The following is a 20,738-nucleotide window of genomic DNA, read 5'->3' as shown; positions in this document are numbered from 1 at the left end:
TTTTTCCAACTCCAAAGGAGTTGAACCTATAAATCATTGAAGCGTTTAAAACTTCCGATTTCAATTATATCTCTGCTTATACTAAAAGTATTAACCTATTATAATTCCATTATAAAATAAATGTCATTTAAACACCTTTCGGTTTTATAAAACTCCAAGAGTAAGTATATTCCATTCAATTTTTTACACACTTACTCTTGAACTTTTCATCATGAAAAAACTGACTCTTTTTTTAGCAGTTTTGCTAATCTGTAACCACGTGTTGCTCGCACAAAAAACCGCACTTCTGATTAATACTTACAACAGATCTTCCACTTCTCTAAATGGACAGTGGAATTACATTGTGGATCCTTATGAGAATGGCTATTACAATTATCGTTATGAGCCATTCGATCAGCAGGAAAATCCGGGGAAAGGTGCTTATTTTTTAAATGCAAAAGCAGATGGGCCAACAGATTTGGTGGAGTATAACTTCGACAAGTCAGAAAGTATGGCGGTGCCATCAGACTGGAATTCACAAAGTGAAAAACTCTTTTATTACGAAGGAACAGTCTGGTACAAAAAATCTTTTGATTATAAAAAGCAGCTGGATGATAACCGTGTATTTGTTTACTTCGGTGCTGTAAATTATCAGGCAGATGTTTACATGAACGGTAAGAAACTGGGAACACATATCGGTGGGTTTACACCATTCAATTATGAAGTGACCAATTTGCTGAAAGAGAAAGATAATTTTCTCGTAGTAAAAGTAGACAACAAAAGAAAGAAGGAAGGGGTGCCTACTTTGAATACAGACTGGTGGAATTATGGCGGTATCACAAGAGAGGTGAAACTGGTTGAAACAGGAGCTACTTACATAGCGGATTATGTTGTACAACTTGATCCTTCCAATGCAAAGCTGATTAAAGGGTTTGTGACAGTAAATGGAAAAGAAGCAAGTGACAAAAATGTAGAACTTAGGATTCCTGAATTGGGCATTCATAAAAAACTGAAGACCGATAAGGAAGGCAAGGTAAGTTTTGAAATCAAGCAAAACCGTATTGAGTACTGGTCAACAAACAACCCAAAACTTTATGATGTGGAGATTGAAATGGAGGGGGATAAACTGAAAGATCAGATTGGTTTCCGTACCATCAGAACGAAAGGTTCTTATATTTTACTGAATGAGGAGCAGGTTTTCCTGAAAGGAATTTCAATTCATGAAGAAAGTCCATTCAGGGAAGGTAGAGCCTATACAAAAGAAGATGCAGTGCAGCTGCTGGAATGGGCAAAAGAATTGGGATGCAATTTTGTAAGGTTGGCGCACTATCCGCACAATGAGCATATGGTAAGGTTGGCAGACCAGATGGGATTACTGGTTTGGGAAGAAAATCCAGTTTACTGGACAATCGATTGGGAAAATGCAGCGACTTATGAAAATGCAGAAAACCAATTGAAAACGGTAATTAGCCGTGACAAGAACAGGGCATCTGTTATTATCTGGTCAATGGCGAATGAAACACCAAACAGCGAGGCAAGAAATATTTTTCTGAAGCGATTGGCTAAAACTGCCAAGCAGATGGACCCGACAAGATTAATCAGTGCTGCACTGGAACAAAGTGCCTATCAGGATAAGCCAAATGTAAAAACAATCTCTGACCCATTTGCAGATGTGGTGGATGTTTTAAGTTTCAACCAATATATTGGATGGTATGGCGGAACACCTGAAACATGCAAAGAAATCCAATGGGTGATTGAACAGGACAAACCCGTTTTTATCTCTGAGTTTGGGGCAGGTGCCAAACAAGGTTTACACGGTGATAAAGGAACAAGATGGACGGAAGAGTATCAGGCTTATCTCTATGAAGAAACGTTGAAAATGCTCTCGCAAATTGAACAGTTTCAGGGATGTTCCCCTTGGATTCTGGTGGATTTCAGATCGCCAAGAAGACCACTTCCTGAAATTCAGGATGGTTGGAATAGAAAGGGATTAATTTCAGAAGATGGAAAAAAGAAACAGGCATTTTCTGTCTTGCAAGCATTTTATAATAATCAAGGGTTGCAAAAAAAGTAACTTATTTGAAAAGTCTTTGAAATTGAAAGATAAGGTATAAGTGAAATGTCAAGGGCGACCACAAATGGTCGCCCTTTTTTATATGTGTAATAAATTGAAAGGGATATTGTGAATCGAAATGTAGTTGATTTATTGTTGTGCTTACTTTTTGTGATTTTTCGAAAATAATTTGAAAGTGTCTTTTACAAGTTTCTAGCGTTTTGATAATTGTTGAGAGGTTTGTGTTTCAAAATAAGTACTGAAAATTATACTGATTTCTGGTTAGGTGTAGGATTGGAATTGGTGAGTTGATCTAAATTAAATTATGATTTTAATTAATATATCATTAAGTTGTTCGGCTATAATTAAATATTACTTAGTTAATTTTTTAGTCAGTTTAAGTAATTGTTGAATTTTTTAATTTACTAAATCCAATCAAATGAATTTTTTAAAGAAAGTATTAAAGATAATTAGCTTGTCATTGTTAGCCCTTATTATAGCCGCTTTGATGTTTATAGGGATTTATAGTCAGATAGGTAACAGCACAATAAAAGCTGATATTGAGAATTATGGAACTGGTTTGTTGGTAGTTGTCTATGATGATGAATTTAAATTTGCTTTCAGTATTAATGGCAAGATCAATGTCTCATTGCCAATTACGGAACAATCAGAAATTCAAATTATTTACTTTGATGAAGCTTTATTTAGAACAACATTTCGCTCAAGATTTATTAATGCTTATTTGGGGCCAGACAGCGAAGTTATTTTGAAAGGTAGTGCAGATGAATGGGGTGTTGATTATGATGTAGTTAAAGGAAATGAAATAACCCAACAGCAAAATGAGCTTCGAAAAGTTTTACAGCCATATTATATAGATGAATCTAAATTATATAGAAGAAGTTGGGAACTGAAAGATTCTGATCCTAATGAGTCCAAAAGATTAGATGAGAAGTTAGATAGTCTGTCGCTTTTAACTGTAGAACCACTTCGTACAGAATGGGCTAAAAAACATTTGGATTATGAGCTGTCATCCATTTTATTTTTGGAGAGTCACGTATCTAGGGATACAGCTAGTAAATACGAAGAACTTCTGTCAGAACATGTACGCAATTCTGAAAATGGCAAAAGACTGACAGGTATGGTAGCAGGATGGGAAAATACAGAATCTGGAAAATTGGCACCAGTTTTTAGTTCTATTTCAAGTGAAGGAGAAGTTTTTAAACTAGAACAAGTAAAGGGAAAATATGTAGTGTTGGATTTCTGGGGGTCATGGTGTGGTGTTTGTTTAAAAGGAATGCCCAAAATGAAAACCTACTTCGATAAATATAAGGGAAGTGTAGCTTTTGTTGGAATTGCCTGTAAAGATGAAGAAGAGACGTGGAGAAAAATGATTGAAAAGCAGCAACTCGATTGGATTCAACTCCTGAACAATAAAGAAGAGGTTGATCTTCCTACAATGTATGGCGTGAGTAGTTTTCCAACAAAAGTGATTCTTGATCAGGAAGGACACGTTGTGTTTAAAGCCGTCGGTGAAAATGAGGAGTTTTATGATAAACTGGACGAGCTGATGAAAGAAGAATATTTAACGTCAAGTCAGCATGATTAATTTTATGCTTGAGGTTAAATACCCAAAAGCAAGATTTATAGATTCTTAAATTGCCTATAGTCGGCGCTCTACATGGGCGCCTTTTTTATGGATTGAATACCAAAAAATGAATTGCTACTCTAGTGTGAAGAGTTAAATATGATTGGTTAGATGAGTTAATTGAATTCACTTAATTTCTAAAGTCACTTCAATTAGAAACATTTTTCTGATTATCATTGTAGTCATACACATACATCAGAAGCAGGACAAACAAACAACATGAAAAAATTACTTTCTACTATCTTAGGATTCACTGTGATCCTATTTTTTTTATACTATTATCTGAAACAGGACTTTGAAAAGACAACCCCTACGATTTACTACAACGGGAACATTATTACGCTGGAAGAATCAAGACCTACTGCAAACGCTATGTTTGTGGAAGATGGAAAGATCAAGGCAATTGGTTCTGCGCAGGAAATCGCAACTTATAAAACTGACAAAGTTGCACAAGTTGATTTGAAAGGTGCTACGGTAATGCCAGGTTTTATAGATCCGCATACCCACTTTGGAATTACGATGTTCTTGTCAAAAATGCATGATTTGTCAGGCTTTACGCACAAATCAAATCAAGAGGTTTGGGAAAGCTTTGAACTATCAGTCAAGCAGCACAAAGAAGGGGAGTGGGTAATTTGCAAAGGTATTGATCCGATTTTGGTGGGTGATTTGATTCCCCCATCTATTCAATATCTTGACAAGGTTGCGCCAAATAATCCTGTGTTGATTTTCAGTCAAAGTTTGCACAGCTACTGGGCAAATTCTAAAGCTTTTGAAGAAGTAGGCATTACAACAGAAACACCCAATCCTTCAGATCATAGTTATTATGACAAAGACAGCAGTGGTGCGTTTACTGGATTAATTGTAGAACAGGAGGCGATCAAACCATTTACCAATTTGTTGAAAGACAAAGTGCTGACGCCAAAAGTATTGGGAGAGATGGGCGCAAAAGTTATGTCGGAATATGCCAAAAACGGGAATACAACAATTGTAACAACTGGCGCCACTATCACGGACAGCAAACCATTGATGCTTTTTGAACACCTGTCTGCACAGGAGCCAACACTTCTCGGCGGCTTATTGACAAAAATTGGCATGTTTCCACAGCGTAAGGCTACTCCCAGACATTTTGTATATATGCGAAATGACGTAGTACATTTGCTGCCTGAAAAAAAAGGAAATGGAGATGATTTTTATGATATAATCGGAGTAAAGCTATGGTATGATGGTTCTCCCTATATCGGTTCAATGTACCTGAACGAACCTTACAAGGAATCAAAAATGACGAACGAAACACTGGAAATTCCACATTCACACGCAGGTCATGCATTGGTGGAAAAAGACAGTTTGAAACACATCATTCAAAAATATCACCAGCAAGGTTGGCAGATTGCTATTCATACGCAAGGTGATGCGGCAACAAATGAAGTGTTGGATGTTTTTGAGTCATTGAATGGCGCACTCAATTTTTCAGAATCTAAGCATAGATTGGAACATTGCCTTTTGCTTTCTACTACCGGATTGGAACGCATGAAAAATCTGAATATCACGCCAAGTTTTCATATCAACCATCTTTATTATTATGGTGATGCCTTAAAGTCATCCATGTTAGGAGAAGATAGAGTAGAAAATATTTTGCCGCTTGGTGCTGCACAGGATATGGCGATAAAATATTCATTGCATGCTGACCAGCCTATGTTTGAAAGTGATCCATTCCGATTAATGCAAACCGCAATCGAGCGTCAAACAATTTCAGGTGACTCGATCGGTGTAAATCAGAAAATAAATCTGATGGAAGCTGTCAAAGCATTGACCATTAATGCTGCATGGCAATTTGGTATGGAGGATAAAATTGGATCATTGAAAGAAGGGAAGTATGCAGACTTTATTATTCTTGACAGAAATCCTTTTGAAACACCAACTCATCAGCTGGAGCAGATAGAATGTGTGAAAACCTATGTAAATGGGAATTTGGTGCTATAGGTTGAGAAATCGATGTGAAATTATAGACATAAATATTTTAATAAATGCGGTGACTGAGCGAAGTCGAAGTCTCAATATTTAAGCCCTTCGACTTCGCTCAGGGAACTTCGTGTATTCCTGAGTTTTTCACAAGCAATAATTTATACTAGATATAGGAATTATTTTTAATCAAAAGGTAGTAATCACCATTTAATGACTTTCTAGTTTATGAAGCTTAATAAAATATTGTTTGGGACTCATATTACCTTAATTTTTTTTATACTATTTCATTTTCTCTTTATCTGGAGTTTCAATTTCGGTGTAAATTCCCAATTGGTCTATTTTACTAGAATAGTCATTTATCTAACTGGTGTGTTGTTGTTTTTTCTCAATGTTAGAAGGTTTCGCTTTTCTGTAGTTTATTATTCCTTATACCTATGCTATCCTTTAGTTGTAGCGGTTGCTTGGTTAATAGATGGAATGATGGGACTAATCGTTGGGGCGGCTTTAATTTTTTATTTTGTGCCTACTGAAACGGTTATTGAAAAGGGACAATATCAAATCAGAGAAGATTTTAATGGTGTTTTGGATGCTTGTTGCGATTATAGTGTTTATGAAGTGGGTAGCCTTTTGGAAACAAAAGTTGGTGAATTTCAACTCGAAATGAAAAGTATCAAGGGTGTTGATTTGATTGATAAGAACCAAATGATAGTTTATTATGGTGATCAAAATCTTGATTCTCTTAAAATCAGGATTGACTAGAAAGTATCAAATTTAATAATGAAAGCATGGATCAATATCAGGAAACATTCAATTCTTGGGAAAAGGTATCTAAAAAGTATGAGGAGGTTTTTATGGGTATTGATTTATATAACCATACCTATGATAAATTTTGCGCACTGATTGAAAAGCATTCACCATTTGTTTTGGAACTGGGTTGTGGGCCTGGCAATATCACCAAATACCTGCTTGACAAAAGACCTGACATTTTATGGGAGGGTGTTGATGTATCTCCCAAAATGATTGAATTGGCTAAGATAAATAATCCAACTGCCAATTTTCAGGTGATGGACATTCGAAACCTTAGTGGCTTTCAGCAAACCTTTGATGCAATAGTCGCAGGGTTTTGTATACCTTATCTTTCATTGGAAGATTGTGCTAAACTTTTTAGTGCGTGTAGCAATCTGCTTACTGATGGTGGAATTTTCTATCTGAGTTTTGTGGAAGGTGATCATGCAAAATCCGGTTTTCAGTCGGGGAGTACTGGTGATAGAATGTATTTTTATTTTCATAACCTAATGAAAATTACAGCTGCATTAAAAACAAATCAACTGGACATAATAGAAACCTATAGGGTAGAGTATCCGAGAGGAAATAATTTTGAGGTACATACAATTTTGCTGATTAGAAAAAATTAAATAGTTCAACTGTTTTTTTATCTTAAAAAAACAATTGCAATTCGAAAAGTTATCAATTAAAATGCAACACCTCCAAAAAAAAATCTCCAAACTATTAGTTGGAGATTTTTTTAATGAAAGGAAGGTGTGAAATATTTATTATATGTGACCTTTTCAGTAGCGATTGTTCAGGGTAAAGCCATGATGATTCGTTTTTTATTTATTGGTTTTGGCAACCATAGTTTTTTAGCAGCATGTAGGGAAGAAGTGTATTTCGATGTTAGGCTTTTTATAGCGTAAGATCTCAGGCAAGTGTAAGACTTGAGTATTTTATCTGACACCACTTTGGGAAGAAATAGGGTGACGTTTTGTTGAAAGTGTGGAGTATTGTTACATCCTTGATGGTACGTGTCTAAAAAGCTTCCTGTATAAAAAAGGCGCATTGGGGGCACATAAAACAAGGAAAAAGAATCACCACTATTTTTAGGGCAGTTATTTATATGGTAAGTGTTGTCAAGTGGAATAGATAACCAGCGTATGGGCGGGACAGATGACCAACTTATATGTGCTGTGATATCCAAAACACCCCATCTTTTTCCTAAAACGCTACCCTTTCCTTCAGGGCATCGTAACATAAACGAAGCAAATCGCTGGTTGTGCAGCGCAATTTTGAAAGCAAGGTACTCCGAATATTTTTCTCTTCCACCATATCGTTTGATCTCTCTGCCCACAGTGCTTCGGTGCACGCCTATTTCTCGTGCAATAGCCGCATCAGACATATTTTTCTTGATGCCATCGGCAATTTTTTTCCGCTGGTTGTAGGTGAGGTGTTTCATCTTTGAAAAGTTAATGAAACAGGTTGTTTCTTTTACGCTATTTTCAGTGGGTTACTTACATTTAATTTTTGCAAAATATAGGTTTATTTATACATAAAGCTTGAAGTTATTATATGTCACTTTTTGGTTTTCAGGTGTCATTAAAAGTGAAGCTGTTTTCAGTTTTACTTATGTGTAACTGATTTTATAATTTCATGATATTTAGAGATGAAATACATAACCCAATTTCTTTTATTTTTATTGATTTTGACTTTTGGTTGCAGTTCAGATGGAAAAGAATGCTGTACAGTCATTGATGTCAGTTTATTGATAAGTTTAACTGGTAATGATGGAACTGATTTATTAAACCCTGAAGAACCTGACCATTATGATGAAGCCTCTATTGATATATATGCCTTGATAGATGGAGAAGAAAAACGTGTTTTTGATGGTAATCTTGATTTACCGGAACATTTCAAAGTAGTGGAGATTGATGGGCAATACTATATGAACCTTTTTGTTAATGAAACAGCAGATGATGATAATCTTGCTGTGACTTATATTAAGTGGAATGAGTCTGATACAGATACCTTAATGTGTGATTTTAACAAGAGTCACAATAATATTATTCTAACAGAAGTTTGGTACAACGGTGAATTGAAATGGAAGGTGTCAGATGGTGATGAAAGAGTTGTTAATATAGTGAAGGAATAAAGTTTTGGGACAGTTTTAATTTTACTGTTGAGTAACAAAAAAGGGATTGAGTTTAACTCAATCCCTTTTTTTAAGTTAGGTGGCAATTTGAATAGGCTAATCTTGATTTCTTTGATGTATTGAAATCCGAATTAATTTTTCCCTTTTAGGGAATAAGCCTTGAAAGGCTGAATATTATCGAAGTGATTTATAGTAGATGATTTTTACAGCTCTTTCCCACAGTGTGGGCAACTGCATACTTCTTTATGTTCATCAATATTCTCCTCTTTTTCCTTTTCTTCTTGTTCTCTTCGGTTGATTTGCTCCATAAAGGCTGAACTGAGAATACCCGTTGGAAGTGCTACAAACCCTACGCCTATAAATGCAATGATACCCGCAATAAATTTTCCCAATGTTGTAACAGGATAAACATCTCCATAACCAACTGTTGTTAGTGTTGCGATGGCCCACCATAGTGAGGCTGTAATGTTAGGAAATGCGTCTGGTTGTGTCTCATGCTCTACATAGTACATCAGCGTTCCGGAAAATAGTAGCAGTACCAATCCTACAAAAGACGTTAGGAACAGTTCCTCTTTTCTTTGACCTAATGCTTTTGCAACGGCTTTTAAAGCTTTATTGTAACGTCCGATCTTCAGTACACGGAGTAGCCTTACAAGTCTTAGCATTCTGATAAAGCGTAAATCTACTGCTAGGAACATCGGTAGGTAAAAAGGCATAATCGCAAGAATATCTACAATGGCGCTGAATGAGAATAGGTACCTTATGACTGAGTTGAGATAATTTTCCGACTTATAATGGATATCAGCGACAATGATCCGTAGCATCAATTCAATTGTGAAGATAAAAACAGAGAAGATTTCAAATGCGAAAAACTCCTGATGGAATGCAGTTGCCAGTGACTGATGGGACTCCAGAATGATGGCAGCTACATTCAGTATAATCAGGGTGGTCATAAATGCATCGAAGAGTCTTGTGCTTAGGTTCTTCTCATTATCTATAATATTATAAATCTTCTCTCTGATAGTCATGATATAAGGTGCTGTGTAGTTGATTTAAAATAGCGACTGCAAATTAACACATCCCTTTTGGGAAATGCACATTATTTTTGATTGCTAAAATTCTATTCAAAATTATTCGTATAATAGCTAACGAAGTAACTAACCATATTTTTATTCTGAAACTGAGAGCTTCAAGGCATATGAAAAATAAACTACACCTTCTCTTATTGCCCGTTTTAATTCTTTTTGGTGGATGTGACCCTACAGAATTGTTACCTATTGATCAGGTGTTGGGTAGTGGAAACTGTTTAGTCGCTTATGAAACCAATGTAGAGAATACAACAGGGGCATTGTTCCATTTGGATGTTTATGGCGCGGACTCACTGTTTTATTACAGGAGAAACCAAAAAGAACAGTACACAGACTATTCCGTTTTTACATATAATAGTAAAGGAATGCCAACCAAGGTGGAACAATTTAATTCCAACAGGCAATTGACTTCCTATAGAGTGATTGACTATTGGGTAGACGGCATTACACAGAAACGTGTTCGATACTACAATGTCCGTATTGAAGAAGACTTGGTTTATGATATCACATTTGATTCTTTTGGGAACAGGCTAAAGTATGAAAGTGGAGGCAGTGAAATAGTCTATACCAATACCTATGATGAAGAGACGGATGTGTTCATCAGACAGGATATCAAAGAGAGTTTTGTGGAAAAGTATGTTCTTTTTGAATATTATGAAAATGGACTTTTAAAGAATGAGAACTACTATGTAAAAGGAGTGGGAGAAGAAGCTACTTATGAAAAGCTTACGGAATATGAGTACGATGGGAACGGAAATATGGTAAGCAAAGCGTCTTTCTTGGTAGGGTCAGATGGCGAAAGAACATCACTTCTAGGTGGTCAGTTTGACTACTACAGTGGAGCGGTTTTCTTAGGAAGGGAATATTTTAATACATCTGGGATTACAACTGTGTACGAGGTTAAGACGGGATGCCCTGTTGATCAACAAGCTACCGACGAATAGTAAAGTTTTATATATTGATTAAGAAGCCTTCAAGGTGAGCGATTACTCACCTTGAGGGCTTTTTTATTGGTCAAGGGATTTTGTGACTCGCTAATGAAAAAGTGTTAGGTGGCGTGATTTTAAGAGGTTTTTACAATAAAATCATAGAAAAATTACAAAAAAGATAGAAATCTGAGAAATCGGTATAATTTTGTCATATACAAAAACTGTCGGTAACGTCACCTGTCCGACAGACTAACCAATCAATCAAGTAGCTGACTCAGATTTATTAGTTTTTATGTACAAAAAGAATGCGGAGGTTGTAACGGAGTTGCTTTCAACACTACTTCAAGATAGTCAAAATACAGACCAGCAAGAATTTATCAGCAATGCTGCACGAGTATTGGATAAAACACGTGCAGAATTGCTTGCGAAAATTATATACCAGCAAGAAGAGGACATCATCAATATGCTCTTTAAGAAAGTTGAAGAAAAATTTCACCAAAAAGTAAAAGAAGGCGTACAGCAGTCAATTGTTAATTATGTGGAAAAATATTTTCCATCTGATGCATTGCTGCAAACCCGAACTTATTTGGATGGCTATATCAACAGAATTGAAAAACTGGAAAGATCTGTTTCTGAAGGAGGAGTAGGAGGAGGGCATCATCATAACTCAAATGCACTGCGTCATTATGATGATGAGGTAAGGGCCTTGAAAGATGAGCTTCTCTCTGTCAACCAGCAACTCAACAAACGCTATTTCACACTTCAGGATGAAATAGAGAATGTACGTGAAGACCTGATGCGTGAGCTACAGGATTGTCGTCGTGAAGCAATGATTATTCAGCAACGCCAAAGGGAAATGAATGAACAGGGGCGTTCTGAAGTCAATACTTATAACATCGATGGCAGGCTTGAGCGTCTTGAGCAGCAAATTCGCAATATTGGTCAGAGAAGTTATCAGTCTGAATCTTTTCCTGTAAAAGAAGGCAGACAATATCAGGAAAACGACTTGCCTGAGAAGCCAGTAAATCATACTGACAAGAAAGTGGCTAGTGCGGTTACAGGTGAAGGTGATGGAGGAGAGGTTGATATGCAATCATTCCTAGGTGATTTGCAATTGGAGTATGTGAAAGCTTCTGTGACAGATTACTTTTATGCTAAAGGTGAAGAGGGCTTCTTGACAGAGCTTTGTCGTCATGATAAAGGATTGGCGTTTCAATATCGAGTTACACTGCTGGATGAAGATCGTGCGGAATTTGAGTTAATCAACCATCCTGTGAAATTGCATCAGGCAAATATGAATAAGGATGAAAAACTGGATCCTTATACGGTTGTGGTAGGTACTGCAAGCCCATCTACAAAGGTAGAGGTTGTCAGTAGAGGGTTTGCCCGCAAAAGTGAGAATGAGACATGGAAAGTGGAACGTAAATGCCGCTTTGAATACAGATAAAACTGAGTAGTTCAGTCAATAAAAAAGGGTTTGAAAATCGTAATTTCAAACCCTTTTTTTATCAAGAATTGGTATGCTAGAATACCAGAATATAGGCTGTAGTCAGATTGAATTTTGATACAGAAATAGAAGGCTTATCAGAGTTGCTCAGGTTACTCAGTCCGCCATAATATCTTCCTTCAATCAGGATATTGTCAAATGCCACACCTGCTCCAATCACAAAACTGAGATTAGCACTTTTGTAATAGTCCCTCCAAGTTGGTTCAGGGTCACTAAAGTCAAATTGTTCTGTAAATGGGTAATAGACTCCGTCACCACTGATTTTTTGGATAAGGCTAATCGCTGGTCCAATATTTCCAAAAACCCTAACTTTTCTGCGTGGAGTAGTGCTGAACTTGAAGAGCAATGGTACTTCAAAAGATTGAATGTTGATTGCTTGGTTTTCGACTTGTACACGCTGAATGGCAAAGTTCAGTTCGGGTTGCAGTGAGAAAATAGGACTCGTAGCTGCTTCAAAAATAACTCCCGCCGTGAAACCTACATCTGGAGAAATTTCATATTCTGAATGTTTCATCATCCCTAGGTTCATTCCTGCTCTCGCTCCAATCATAACTCCCTGACCCTGTGAGGAGAGTGTCACGACAAAAAGTGTGATGCACAGACCAAAAAGTCTTTTCATTTCTTTCGTCATCTCTATATTGGTTAATTTTTAGTCTATTCTCATGGGTAAAGATAAAAATTATCGTCAGATCATCCTGTTTAGCCATATGAAAATAGGTATAGAAATCCGTCTTATGGGTATTTCAGATAGTATTTTTGTGGTTTAATGGTGAATAGACAAATAGTGAACCAAATAAAAAAGGCAGTCCCTTGTACAGGACTGCCTTAATTTTATTGGAATGTAGATACCATCAGAACAGGTCGTGAATATTCTTGAGGTTACGCTCCTTGTTCTTTACGATATATACAGGGATTGTTGAATCATAAGCTGCCAGCTTTTCAGAAATACTATCCAAAAACAAGTTGGAGTAACTGCTCCTGATACCGGCACCCAGCAATATCAAGTCTGCCTTTCTTTTAATGGCATATCGGTAAATGGTATATGCAGGGTCACCATCTGTATTGACCGTAAACTTGATGTCAGTCATCTCATCCTCTGTCTTACCGATTTTCTTCAGGAATTTTTTATACTTCGCTTTGGCTTCCTTTTCTACACTTCCTTTGAAGGCTTCCTTCTCCTTTTCAGAGAATGTATAGATTTTCGTTTTTAACAAGGAAGTAAGTGTAACTTCAGTGTTAACGAACTGCATAAAGTAATTGGCCCCAAAGTATTTTGACAGCATCTCAGCCCTTTCATATGCTAAAATAGAGTTGCTGGAGAAGTTAAGCGGCAACATAATATTATCAATACTGTGTGGAGCAAGCTCTGAAGCCAACATCACTGAACATGGAGAAAGGGAGATAACCTGTTTCAGAATCAGTCCAGCACCTTTTAACCCTGATTTTTTACCTAGCAGTAATAGGTCTGCATTGCTGGTAACAGCATAACGGATAAATTGTTCAGTGGTGTCTCCTTCAAGTACAACTACCTGCTGTTCGATACTTGTCTTGCTTTTGGGGTGAAAGTATTTCTGAACTCTGTCCGAAAGTTCTTCCTTAATGATTTCTTCCAGTGAATCGGGAATTTCCTCTTCCGTCCAATCATCCTCAAGCTCATCAAAAACGGAGAATGTTGGGGTGACATGAAGAAAGCTGATCTTGTCTGCACCTAGCTTATTACTGATAAAAGCGGCATACTCTAAAAGATAACCGTCCATGGTGGACAGGTCTAGCCCAACGATAATATGATCAATTACTTTCATTTTTAATCAATGCTGTTTCTTGGTTCTCCATTATTTGATTTTCGGTCACGATGGACTTTTTCTTGGTTTGTTGTTGCTTTATTATTTCAGCAATAACCTTTTTGTAGTCTTCACTCTCCTTACCGCTACTGCTTTTTGACTCATCGAGGTCTTTCTCATCTTTCATGGCTTTTCGCAGACTGAATGCCATAAGCACCAGAATCACAGTAAATGGCAAACCAGTTGAAATCACGGCTGCCTGTATGGCTTGAAGTCCTCCACCGTATAGCAGCATGGCTGCAACAAAACCTTCTGTAAGTGCCCAAAATATACGTTGACCTACTGGCGCATCCAGTTTACCACCAGAAGTGATAGAATCCACTACCAGTGAACCTGAATCTGATGAGGTTACAAAAAAGCTAATGACCAGAATCATTGCCAGAAACGAAGTGATACTAGACAGTGGCAGTTGCTCCATCAGGAAGTAAAGGGAAGTAGATACATCTTTCATGATGGTAGATGACATGTCTACACCTGTCAGTTCGAAGAAAAATGCCGTGCCTCCAAATGCACTAATCCAGAAGAAGGTAACCAATGTAGGTACGACCAATACACCTAATACGAATTCCTTAATGGTACGTCCTTTGGAAATACGGGCGATAAAAATACCAACAAATGGCGACCATGCAATCCACCAAGTGTAGTACATCAGTGTCCAGCCATTTTGCCAATCTACGTGATTAGGATCAAGTTTACCGTCTACATAGCTTTCAGTCCAGAATCCTAGTTTAATAAAGTCTCCAAGGTAATTACCTAGATTCTCAATGAAACCATCTAGGATAAACATTGTTGGGCCTAGAATCAGCAGAATCAACAGGAATACGGTAGCCAGGTTCAGGTTGAGTTGACTCAACAATTTTACCCCACCATCAAGTCCAGTAACCACCGAAATCGTAGCAGCCAAGGTAATCACTGTAATGAGAATGATCTGAAGGCTTGTGTTATTTTCAAATCCAAAAAGGTATTCCATACCTGCACCTACCTGTTGTACACCTAGTCCTAAGGAAGATGCCAAACCGAATAGGGTTGCGACTACAGCAAGCACGTCTATTACATCACCAATTCGGCCATGAATACGTTCTCCTAAAATCGGGTAAAATACAGATCGAATGGCTAAAGGTAACTTCCTGTTAAAAGTAAAGTAAGCCAAAGCCATTCCTACTAAAGCATAAACCGCCCAAGCATGGAATCCCCAGTGAAGGAATACATATTTCATACCTTCAGAGTATGCTTCCATAGATTTTGGCTCTATGTCAGGTCTGGCAGGTGACACGAAGTTATAGATTGGTTCTGCAACACTCCAGAACATCAATCCGATACCCATTCCGGCTCCGAAAAGCATAGCAAACCATGCAGTTGTACTGAACTCAGGTTTTGCTTTTTTTCCACCAAGCCTAATTTTCCCGAATTTACTGAATGCCATATACAGGCAGAAAAACAGGAAGAAGTTTATGGAAATAATAATAAACCAGCCTGTGGTATTGGAAATAGAATTTTGAACCTCTGAAAAAAAGTTTTTAATAGGCTCTCCAACAATTAGTGTAATGGCAATGAAGAGTACAATCAGAATTGTTGCAGGCCAAAAAACGGGACCGTGAACGTCAAAGTATTTATTTGACGTATTCCCTTTTGTCTTGCTCATGGTAACTTGTTTGTTAATTAGGTGAATTAAAGATGCACTTGTGGCTATTAGCCAATAAGAGAGGAATCAAGGTTGTATATGGTTGATTCACTCTTTTATTGCTGATGAACTTGAGTTCGATCAACAGGCAGAGAACAGCAAAGGTAGGGGAGGAGTTCCGAAATGATAAGCCTGTAGTATCAACAAATCTTAATATGGCACCTTGGAAAAGTATAAATCGAATAGGATTATTGTTAGATTTTTAGTCAGTTTCATCAAGTATTAATTAATTGGATGGCATCTTTGTACATCAATTGGGTTTGATTGGTTCAGTTTGATAACAGGACTTAGGTTAAACTCAAATCAATTCTTCCTAGTTTAGGAATTATCACTACAGCACTAACTAATAAATAACTATGTCAAGACATTCGATTTTTTTTCAGGCAAGCTTGATGCTATTGTTACTTTTTACTTCCTGTAAAGAGGATACACCCAATGAGCCAGATCCCATATTTGAATCGTCAAAGGATGTTTTTTACAAAACAATTGATCAGAATAGGATAAAGGCACACCTCACAGAAATCAGTAGTGATGCGTATATGGGAAGGGATACAGGCACCGAAGGGCAAAAAATGGCCGCTAACTATATAAGAGACCATTTTCAGAAGGTTGGTTTGGAAAGTCCTACTGCATTGGAGAACCCTTATTTTCAGTCATTTGATTTGAATAGCTGGAATTTGGCATCTGGTGTTTTGGAAGCGGGAAATTATAGCGCAGACCTGTTTGATGATTTTGTGCCTTATGGTGCATCAAAACCCATAAATGTAGAAATACTAAATAAGGACGTTGTTTTTGTCCGGTTTGGAATTGTAGATCCTCAATATTCTGACTACGAAAGTGTTGATGTAAACGGGAAAGGGGTGATGTTCTTTTTGGGAGCACCTGAAGATTTGGCATTGGAAAATGGCGACAATGCAGCAATGAGCAGAAAAATAGCGGAGGCAAAGTTGCATGGGGCGACATTTGCCATTGCAATCTTTTATGATGAGTCAGGTTATATCAATTACTTTGATCATTACCAGTCATATTTTGAAGGAACGAAACTGACTTTTGATGAGCTATCGGAATCAGATGATTTTCCTGTTTTTATCGGAGCACCTGGAATGGGAAATGGTTTGTTTGGAAAAAGTGTAAGCACACTACTGAATGAGTCGGCAGGGCAAAGTGAACAGACGATATCGATGTCAGTTACATCAGAGACAGGGAAAGTACAGACTGAAAACGTAATCGGATATGTGGAAGGAAGTGACCTCAAGGATGAGGTGGTAGTTTTGACAGCGCACTATGACCATGTTGGTGCATTTGGAGATGTGATTTATAATGGGGCTGATGATAATGGTTCTGGTACATCTGCCTTGATGGAAATGGCTGAGACTGTAGCTTCGGCTAAGACTTCAGGAAATGGACCAAGAAGAACTCTTGTCTTTTTGGCACTTTCAGGTGAGGAGAAAGGGTTATTAGGTTCCGTTTATTATACAGAGAACCCTGTATTTTCGCTTGATCAAACAGTCGCTAATGTCAATTCAGATATGTTGGGCAGGATAGACGACAAACACTCAGGTGGGGGGCAATATGTTTACCCGATTGGTTCTGATTTTCTCTCATCAGACTTGCATGAAATCTTTACGGGAATCAGTGGTTCTTACTTTAAAGACTTGACAATGGACTTTGAACATAATGACCCTACACATCCAAAACAGTATTACTTCCGTTCTGATCAATACAATTTTGCCATTCACAATATTCCTGTGATGTTTTTTACGGATGGTGAACATGAGGACTACCACCGACCTACAGATACGGCTGATAAGATTGATTATGCTTTACTGGAAAGGAGAACCGAATTGGTATTTGCCACCGCTTGGGAGTTGGCTAATGTGGATGAGAAACCCAAGGTTGATCAGCAAAATACTGGAGGCAGGATAGCAGAGGAAGAGTCACACGATAATCATATATCCTGCAAGGGGCATCCATCTCCATATTCGGATGAGGTATTGAGTTTGGAAATAGTCCAATAGGGTGAAGATGATTATCATAAAAAAGCCATTCTGCAATAACACAGAATGGCTTTTTAATTGATTGACGATAATGATTATAGTCCCAATACTAAGTTCACTGCTTCAGCAGTGATGTTACCATGATCATCAATCAGGTCCTTTCCAATATCTGGTAAGTGGATTCCACCTTCTTTGTTCTTTTCTTTCAGCTCTTTCGCATACTGTTTCATATGCGTGTCAAACATATCTCTTTGAGCTTCATCAGTGAAGATGGTATTCATTTCATTTTCACGTTGTGTAGCCAAAGCTTTGATCTTCTCAGCTTTCACTTTTGCATCCTCTTCACTGTTGTCGATTTCACTCAAAGTGTTGATCACATTCTGGTTAGATTTCTCCAACATGTTAAGCTGGTCTTGAGATAATTTTAGGTTCTCAGTCAGGTAGCTTTTGATTTGATGGATCTGTTCTTTGGCTTCACCTGCAGCCATCGAAGCACCTCTGGTCTGGCCATAAGATACTCCTGTGAACATTAGGCACATCATAAATAGGCCTGTTACAATTAGATGTAATTTTTTCATAGCATTTTGAAAGTTTTCAGTTACAGTTAATTAGTGACTAAAATTGAACATTTGAATGTCTTATTTGACAATAAGCATCCATAGACACGGCTCACAATAAAAAGCCTATTCATTTAATTTCATAAAGCCTATATGAATTGTGCAGAAGGTTCTGAGAATATTGAATGTAATATTTCAGTTCATTAACAGATAGGTGAGATTTCTTTCAGAATGGTAGCGCAATGTTATGATATAGAAAGGCAAAAAACGGCAAAAAAAATCCCTGCTACTCTTAGCAGGGATTCATGTATTAGTAAATATCAAAAGGAATCCATCCTGAATCCGGATCATTACCAAATGCATCCAGACCTACGAAGAACATCCATCTGTGTTCAGCATGAACTCCGTTATAAGTGCCATTACATTTTTCAGGAATAGTCACTTCCACATTCCACTCATAAGTTTCGTTGGCTTCCATAGTCTGAGGGCCGTCTACAAGAATCTCGTGGTTGTAGGTTTCTACTGTCTTTTTCACGATTTCATGCTCTACTTCACGCTCGCCACCTTCATACTCTACCTCAATACCTTCCGCTTCAATATGCTCTACGGCTCTCAGCTTAAGGTAAACTTTACCGATTTTAAGGTCTGCGTCTTTAGTAAGCGCCTGAACCTTGATGTTGAATGGCTCGCCTACAGATAGTTCTCCATCGTGCTCGATAGACGCTACCACTTCAGCAGCACCACCTGTAACCATGTTTTTTACAGCTTTTAGCTTGTCAAAGAAACCCATTTCTTTTTGGTTTTTAGTTGGTTAAAAATAATCGTTTAAATGCTTTTACTAGCAGGTTACATCAATAACGGATTTTGGATTCTTATTAATATATAGGTGAGCTTTAGAATGGTATTAAGATTTGATAAAGTGCTGCAAACAATTGATAACATTGTTCATGGGAGTTTTGTGATTTCGATAGTTGATAAAGATCATTTAGTTTAAAGGATACGATTATATCAATGAACATAAGGCTATTTTGGTAGATTGATTAAATTGCGACTTGATTTTTTACAATATCTTATTTTGACCATGAAGCGATTCAATCCTTTTTATATACAGGAAGGTTCTCTATTATTTCCGATTTTTCAGCGATTCCCTATCATTTTTTATCTGATCAAGTGGGTAATTCTCTCATTGATTATAGGTGTATTGGCAGGGTTTGCTTCAGCAATTTTCCTTTGGTCATTGCATTGGGCAAGTGATACCCGTGCAGCACACTTATGGTTGGTTTTACTCCTGCCAATTGGTGGACTTGGGGTAGGACTGCTCTATAATTACTTCGGTAAAGAAGTAGAGGGAGGGAACAACCTTATCATTGACCAAATCCATAAGCCTAGCAAAATCATTCGCTTCAGGATGGCTCCAATGGTGTTGTTTGGAACTGTGGTGACCCATTTATTTGGTGGTTCAGCAGGTCGAGAGGGAACTGCCATCCAGATGGGAGCTTCTATAGCTGATCAGTTTACAAGGTTATTCAAACTGACTGCGCAAGATCGAAAGATGATACTGATTGCAGGTATGGCAGCAGGATTCGGCTCAGTATTCGGTACGCCATTGGCGGGGGCGATTTTTGGGCTTGAAGTCTTTCTGTTAGGTCGTATTTCCCATGAGGCTATTTTACCGGCTTTCCTTGCAGCAGCCATTGCAGACTTTTTCTGTAGGTTGATTTCACATGAGTACCTATATATTCACCATTCAGTTTACCATGTGGCGGGAGATCCAGACCATGTCATCCCTGTGATGCATATAGTGTATGCATCCTTAGCGGGTATCTGCTTTGGTTTGGCAGGGAGGCTTTTTGCCAAGACAACACACCTTTGGGGTGATTTCCTGAAAAGGAAAATATCCTATGCACCTTTCAGACCTTTGGTTGGGGGAGCTATCGTCATGATACTTTTTGGGGTATTGTATTTCGGGGTCGGTCCTGATGTCGGTACTCGATATATGGGGCTAGGTGTGCCAACCATTAAAGCCGCATTTTCTCAACATTTAGCACCTTATGACTGGGCTGGGAAATTACTTTTTACAGCACTGACTTTAGGTGCAGCATACAAAGGAGGGGAGGTTACCCCATTATTCTTTATCGGAGCTGCATTGGGAAATTCATTATCAGGTATTATTCCGTTGCCTTTTGATCTTTTAGCGGGAATGGGCTTCGTAGCAGTTTTTGCGGGAGCAGCTAACACACCGATTGCGTGTGCAGTAATGGGTTTGGAACTCTTCGGAATTAATTATGGAGTTTATATAGCAATAGCCTGTGTTGTAAGTTACTTGTTTTCAGGACATGCAGGTATTTATAACTCTCAGATTGTAGGGACAAGCAAACACCTTATCAGGTCTCAATATAAGGGTAAGTCTTTGGGGCAGATTGCAAAAGAAAAATTTCAGCAGAAACAAAAAGATGCACGCAAATAATTCGTGATATTTAACTGAAAACCTCACAAAATGAACTTTTTATCGAAATTTTGTGAGGTATTTTCATTTGTTAATTAGACCAACACAATATTTTTTTTACTTTGGGAGG

The 20,738-nt window shown here is 37.7% G+C and carries 17 protein-coding genes; 10 read left to right on the top strand and 7 right to left on the bottom strand.

Going from position 1 to position 20,738, the window contains the following annotated elements; translation table 11 throughout:
* Window positions 1–211 precede the first annotated feature (211 nt).
* The 5 genes from V6R21_RS17435 (at window position 212) to V6R21_RS17415 (ending at window position 7,054) form a co-directional block, all read left to right on the top strand.
* A complete protein-coding gene (locus V6R21_RS17435) occupies window positions 212–2,053 on the top strand; it encodes a glycoside hydrolase family 2 protein (RefSeq protein WP_334244915.1) in 1,842 nt (613 codons plus the stop codon).
* Between the two features lie 418 nt (window positions 2,054–2,471).
* Entirely contained in the window at window positions 2,472–3,638 is a 1,167-nt protein-coding gene (locus V6R21_RS17430; RefSeq protein WP_334244914.1) for a TlpA family protein disulfide reductase, read from the top strand.
* Between the two features lie 258 nt (window positions 3,639–3,896).
* A complete protein-coding gene (locus V6R21_RS17425; protein WP_334244913.1) occupies window positions 3,897–5,657 on the top strand; it encodes an amidohydrolase in 1,761 nt (586 codons plus the stop codon).
* Between the two features lie 207 nt (window positions 5,658–5,864).
* Window positions 5,865–6,398, top strand: a complete 534-nt coding sequence (locus V6R21_RS17420; protein ID WP_334244912.1) for a hypothetical protein — start codon at window positions 5,865–5,867, stop codon at window positions 6,396–6,398.
* A gap of 92 nt (window positions 6,399–6,490) precedes the next feature.
* A complete protein-coding gene (locus tag V6R21_RS17415) occupies window positions 6,491–7,054 on the top strand; it encodes a class I SAM-dependent methyltransferase (RefSeq protein ID WP_334244911.1) in 564 nt (187 codons plus the stop codon).
* A gap of 167 nt (window positions 7,055–7,221) precedes the next feature.
* Here the strand turns inward: V6R21_RS17415 and V6R21_RS17410 are convergent, their stop codons facing one another.
* The gene (locus V6R21_RS17410; RefSeq protein ID WP_334244910.1) at window positions 7,222–7,869 is read right to left on the bottom strand and encodes a helix-turn-helix domain-containing protein; all 648 of its coding nucleotides are present in this window, start codon (window positions 7,867–7,869) and stop codon (window positions 7,222–7,224) included.
* A gap of 207 nt (window positions 7,870–8,076) precedes the next feature.
* Between V6R21_RS17410 and V6R21_RS17405 the strand changes: the two genes are divergently transcribed.
* The gene (locus V6R21_RS17405; RefSeq protein ID WP_334244909.1) at window positions 8,077–8,562 is read left to right on the top strand and encodes a hypothetical protein; all 486 of its coding nucleotides are present in this window, start codon (window positions 8,077–8,079) and stop codon (window positions 8,560–8,562) included.
* A 203-nt stretch (window positions 8,563–8,765) separates the two neighbouring features.
* On the opposite strand, the gene V6R21_RS17400 is transcribed toward V6R21_RS17405, so the two are convergent.
* Complete coding sequence (locus V6R21_RS17400; protein WP_334244908.1) at window positions 8,766–9,590, bottom strand: ion transporter; 825 nt, start codon at window positions 9,588–9,590, stop codon at window positions 8,766–8,768.
* 170 nt (window positions 9,591–9,760) lie between these two features.
* On the opposite strand from V6R21_RS17400, the gene V6R21_RS17395 reads away from it, so the two are divergent.
* Both V6R21_RS17395 and V6R21_RS17390 read left to right on the top strand, forming a co-directional pair.
* Window positions 9,761–10,594: a hypothetical protein gene (locus V6R21_RS17395; RefSeq protein WP_334244907.1), complete on the top strand. Its 834-nt coding sequence runs from the start codon at window positions 9,761–9,763 to the stop codon at window positions 10,592–10,594.
* A 277-nt stretch (window positions 10,595–10,871) separates the two neighbouring features.
* Window positions 10,872–12,026 (top strand): hypothetical protein, encoded by a 1,155-nt coding sequence (locus V6R21_RS17390; protein ID WP_334244906.1) that lies wholly within the window; start codon window positions 10,872–10,874, stop codon window positions 12,024–12,026.
* Between the two features lie 76 nt (window positions 12,027–12,102).
* On the opposite strand, the gene V6R21_RS17385 is transcribed toward V6R21_RS17390, so the two are convergent.
* The 3 genes from V6R21_RS17385 to V6R21_RS17375 all read right to left on the bottom strand — a co-directional run bounded on the left by V6R21_RS17385 (window position 12,103) and on the right by V6R21_RS17375 (window position 15,569).
* Window positions 12,103–12,717, bottom strand: a complete 615-nt coding sequence (locus tag V6R21_RS17385; protein WP_334244905.1) for a porin family protein — start codon at window positions 12,715–12,717, stop codon at window positions 12,103–12,105.
* A gap of 220 nt (window positions 12,718–12,937) precedes the next feature.
* Window positions 12,938–13,888 (bottom strand): universal stress protein, encoded by a 951-nt coding sequence (locus V6R21_RS17380; protein WP_334244904.1) that lies wholly within the window; start codon window positions 13,886–13,888, stop codon window positions 12,938–12,940.
* Window positions 13,875–15,569, bottom strand: coding sequence for a BCCT family transporter (locus tag V6R21_RS17375; protein ID WP_334244903.1), 1,695 nt, complete (start codon window positions 15,567–15,569; stop codon window positions 13,875–13,877). Before V6R21_RS17375 ends, V6R21_RS17380 begins: the two co-directional genes overlap by 14 nt.
* Before the next feature lie 395 nt (window positions 15,570–15,964).
* Between V6R21_RS17375 and V6R21_RS17370 the strand changes: the two genes are divergently transcribed.
* Complete coding sequence (locus V6R21_RS17370; protein WP_334244902.1) at window positions 15,965–17,626, top strand: M28 family peptidase; 1,662 nt, start codon at window positions 15,965–15,967, stop codon at window positions 17,624–17,626.
* Window positions 17,627–17,700: 74 nt separating this feature from the next.
* Here the strand turns inward: V6R21_RS17370 and V6R21_RS17365 are convergent, their stop codons facing one another.
* A complete protein-coding gene (locus V6R21_RS17365; RefSeq protein WP_334244901.1) occupies window positions 17,701–18,183 on the bottom strand; it encodes a hypothetical protein in 483 nt (160 codons plus the stop codon).
* Between the two features lie 289 nt (window positions 18,184–18,472).
* Complete coding sequence (locus tag V6R21_RS17360) at window positions 18,473–18,952, bottom strand: hypothetical protein (protein WP_334244900.1); 480 nt, start codon at window positions 18,950–18,952, stop codon at window positions 18,473–18,475.
* A 291-nt stretch (window positions 18,953–19,243) separates the two neighbouring features.
* On the opposite strand from V6R21_RS17360, the gene V6R21_RS17355 reads away from it, so the two are divergent.
* On the top strand, window positions 19,244–20,629 hold the full coding sequence (locus V6R21_RS17355; protein ID WP_334244899.1) for a voltage-gated chloride channel family protein: 1,386 nt from the start codon (window positions 19,244–19,246) through the stop codon (window positions 20,627–20,629).
* Window positions 20,630–20,738: the final 109 nt, after the last annotated feature.

Origin of the sequence: Limibacter armeniacum (assembly GCF_036880985.1) — a bacterium.
Classification (GTDB): Bacteria; Bacteroidota; Bacteroidia; order Cytophagales; family Flammeovirgaceae; genus Limibacter; species Limibacter armeniacum.
Note: the sequence above shows the minus strand (reverse complement) of the source record. Positions and strands in the feature narration are given on the sequence as shown.

Bases quoted from the DNA above. Each gene is read 5' to 3' on its own strand.
- V6R21_RS17435 (WP_334244915.1), top strand. From the start codon at position 212: ATGAAAAAACTGACTCTTTTTTTAGCAGTTTTGCTAATCTGTAACCAC.
- V6R21_RS17430 (WP_334244914.1), top strand. From the start codon at position 2,472: ATGAATTTTTTAAAGAAAGTATTAAAGATAATTAGCTTGTCATTGTTA.
- V6R21_RS17425 (WP_334244913.1), top strand. From the start codon at position 3,897: ATGAAAAAATTACTTTCTACTATCTTAGGATTCACTGTGATCCTATTT.
- V6R21_RS17420 (WP_334244912.1), top strand. From the start codon at position 5,865: ATGAAGCTTAATAAAATATTGTTTGGGACTCATATTACCTTAATTTTT.
- V6R21_RS17415 (WP_334244911.1), top strand. From the start codon at position 6,491: ATGGGTATTGATTTATATAACCATACCTATGATAAATTTTGCGCACTG.
- V6R21_RS17410 (WP_334244910.1), bottom strand. From the start codon at position 7,869: ATGAAACACCTCACCTACAACCAGCGGAAAAAAATTGCCGATGGCATC.
- V6R21_RS17405 (WP_334244909.1), top strand. From the start codon at position 8,077: ATGAAATACATAACCCAATTTCTTTTATTTTTATTGATTTTGACTTTT.
- V6R21_RS17400 (WP_334244908.1), bottom strand. From the start codon at position 9,590: ATGACTATCAGAGAGAAGATTTATAATATTATAGATAATGAGAAGAAC.
- V6R21_RS17395 (WP_334244907.1), top strand. From the start codon at position 9,761: ATGAAAAATAAACTACACCTTCTCTTATTGCCCGTTTTAATTCTTTTT.
- V6R21_RS17390 (WP_334244906.1), top strand. From the start codon at position 10,872: ATGTACAAAAAGAATGCGGAGGTTGTAACGGAGTTGCTTTCAACACTA.
- V6R21_RS17385 (WP_334244905.1), bottom strand. From the start codon at position 12,717: ATGACGAAAGAAATGAAAAGACTTTTTGGTCTGTGCATCACACTTTTT.
- V6R21_RS17380 (WP_334244904.1), bottom strand. From the start codon at position 13,888: ATGAAAGTAATTGATCATATTATCGTTGGGCTAGACCTGTCCACCATG.
- V6R21_RS17375 (WP_334244903.1), bottom strand. From the start codon at position 15,569: ATGAGCAAGACAAAAGGGAATACGTCAAATAAATACTTTGACGTTCAC.
- V6R21_RS17370 (WP_334244902.1), top strand. From the start codon at position 15,965: ATGTCAAGACATTCGATTTTTTTTCAGGCAAGCTTGATGCTATTGTTA.
- V6R21_RS17365 (WP_334244901.1), bottom strand. From the start codon at position 18,183: ATGAAAAAATTACATCTAATTGTAACAGGCCTATTTATGATGTGCCTA.
- V6R21_RS17360 (WP_334244900.1), bottom strand. From the start codon at position 18,952: ATGGGTTTCTTTGACAAGCTAAAAGCTGTAAAAAACATGGTTACAGGT.
- V6R21_RS17355 (WP_334244899.1), top strand. From the start codon at position 19,244: ATGAAGCGATTCAATCCTTTTTATATACAGGAAGGTTCTCTATTATTT.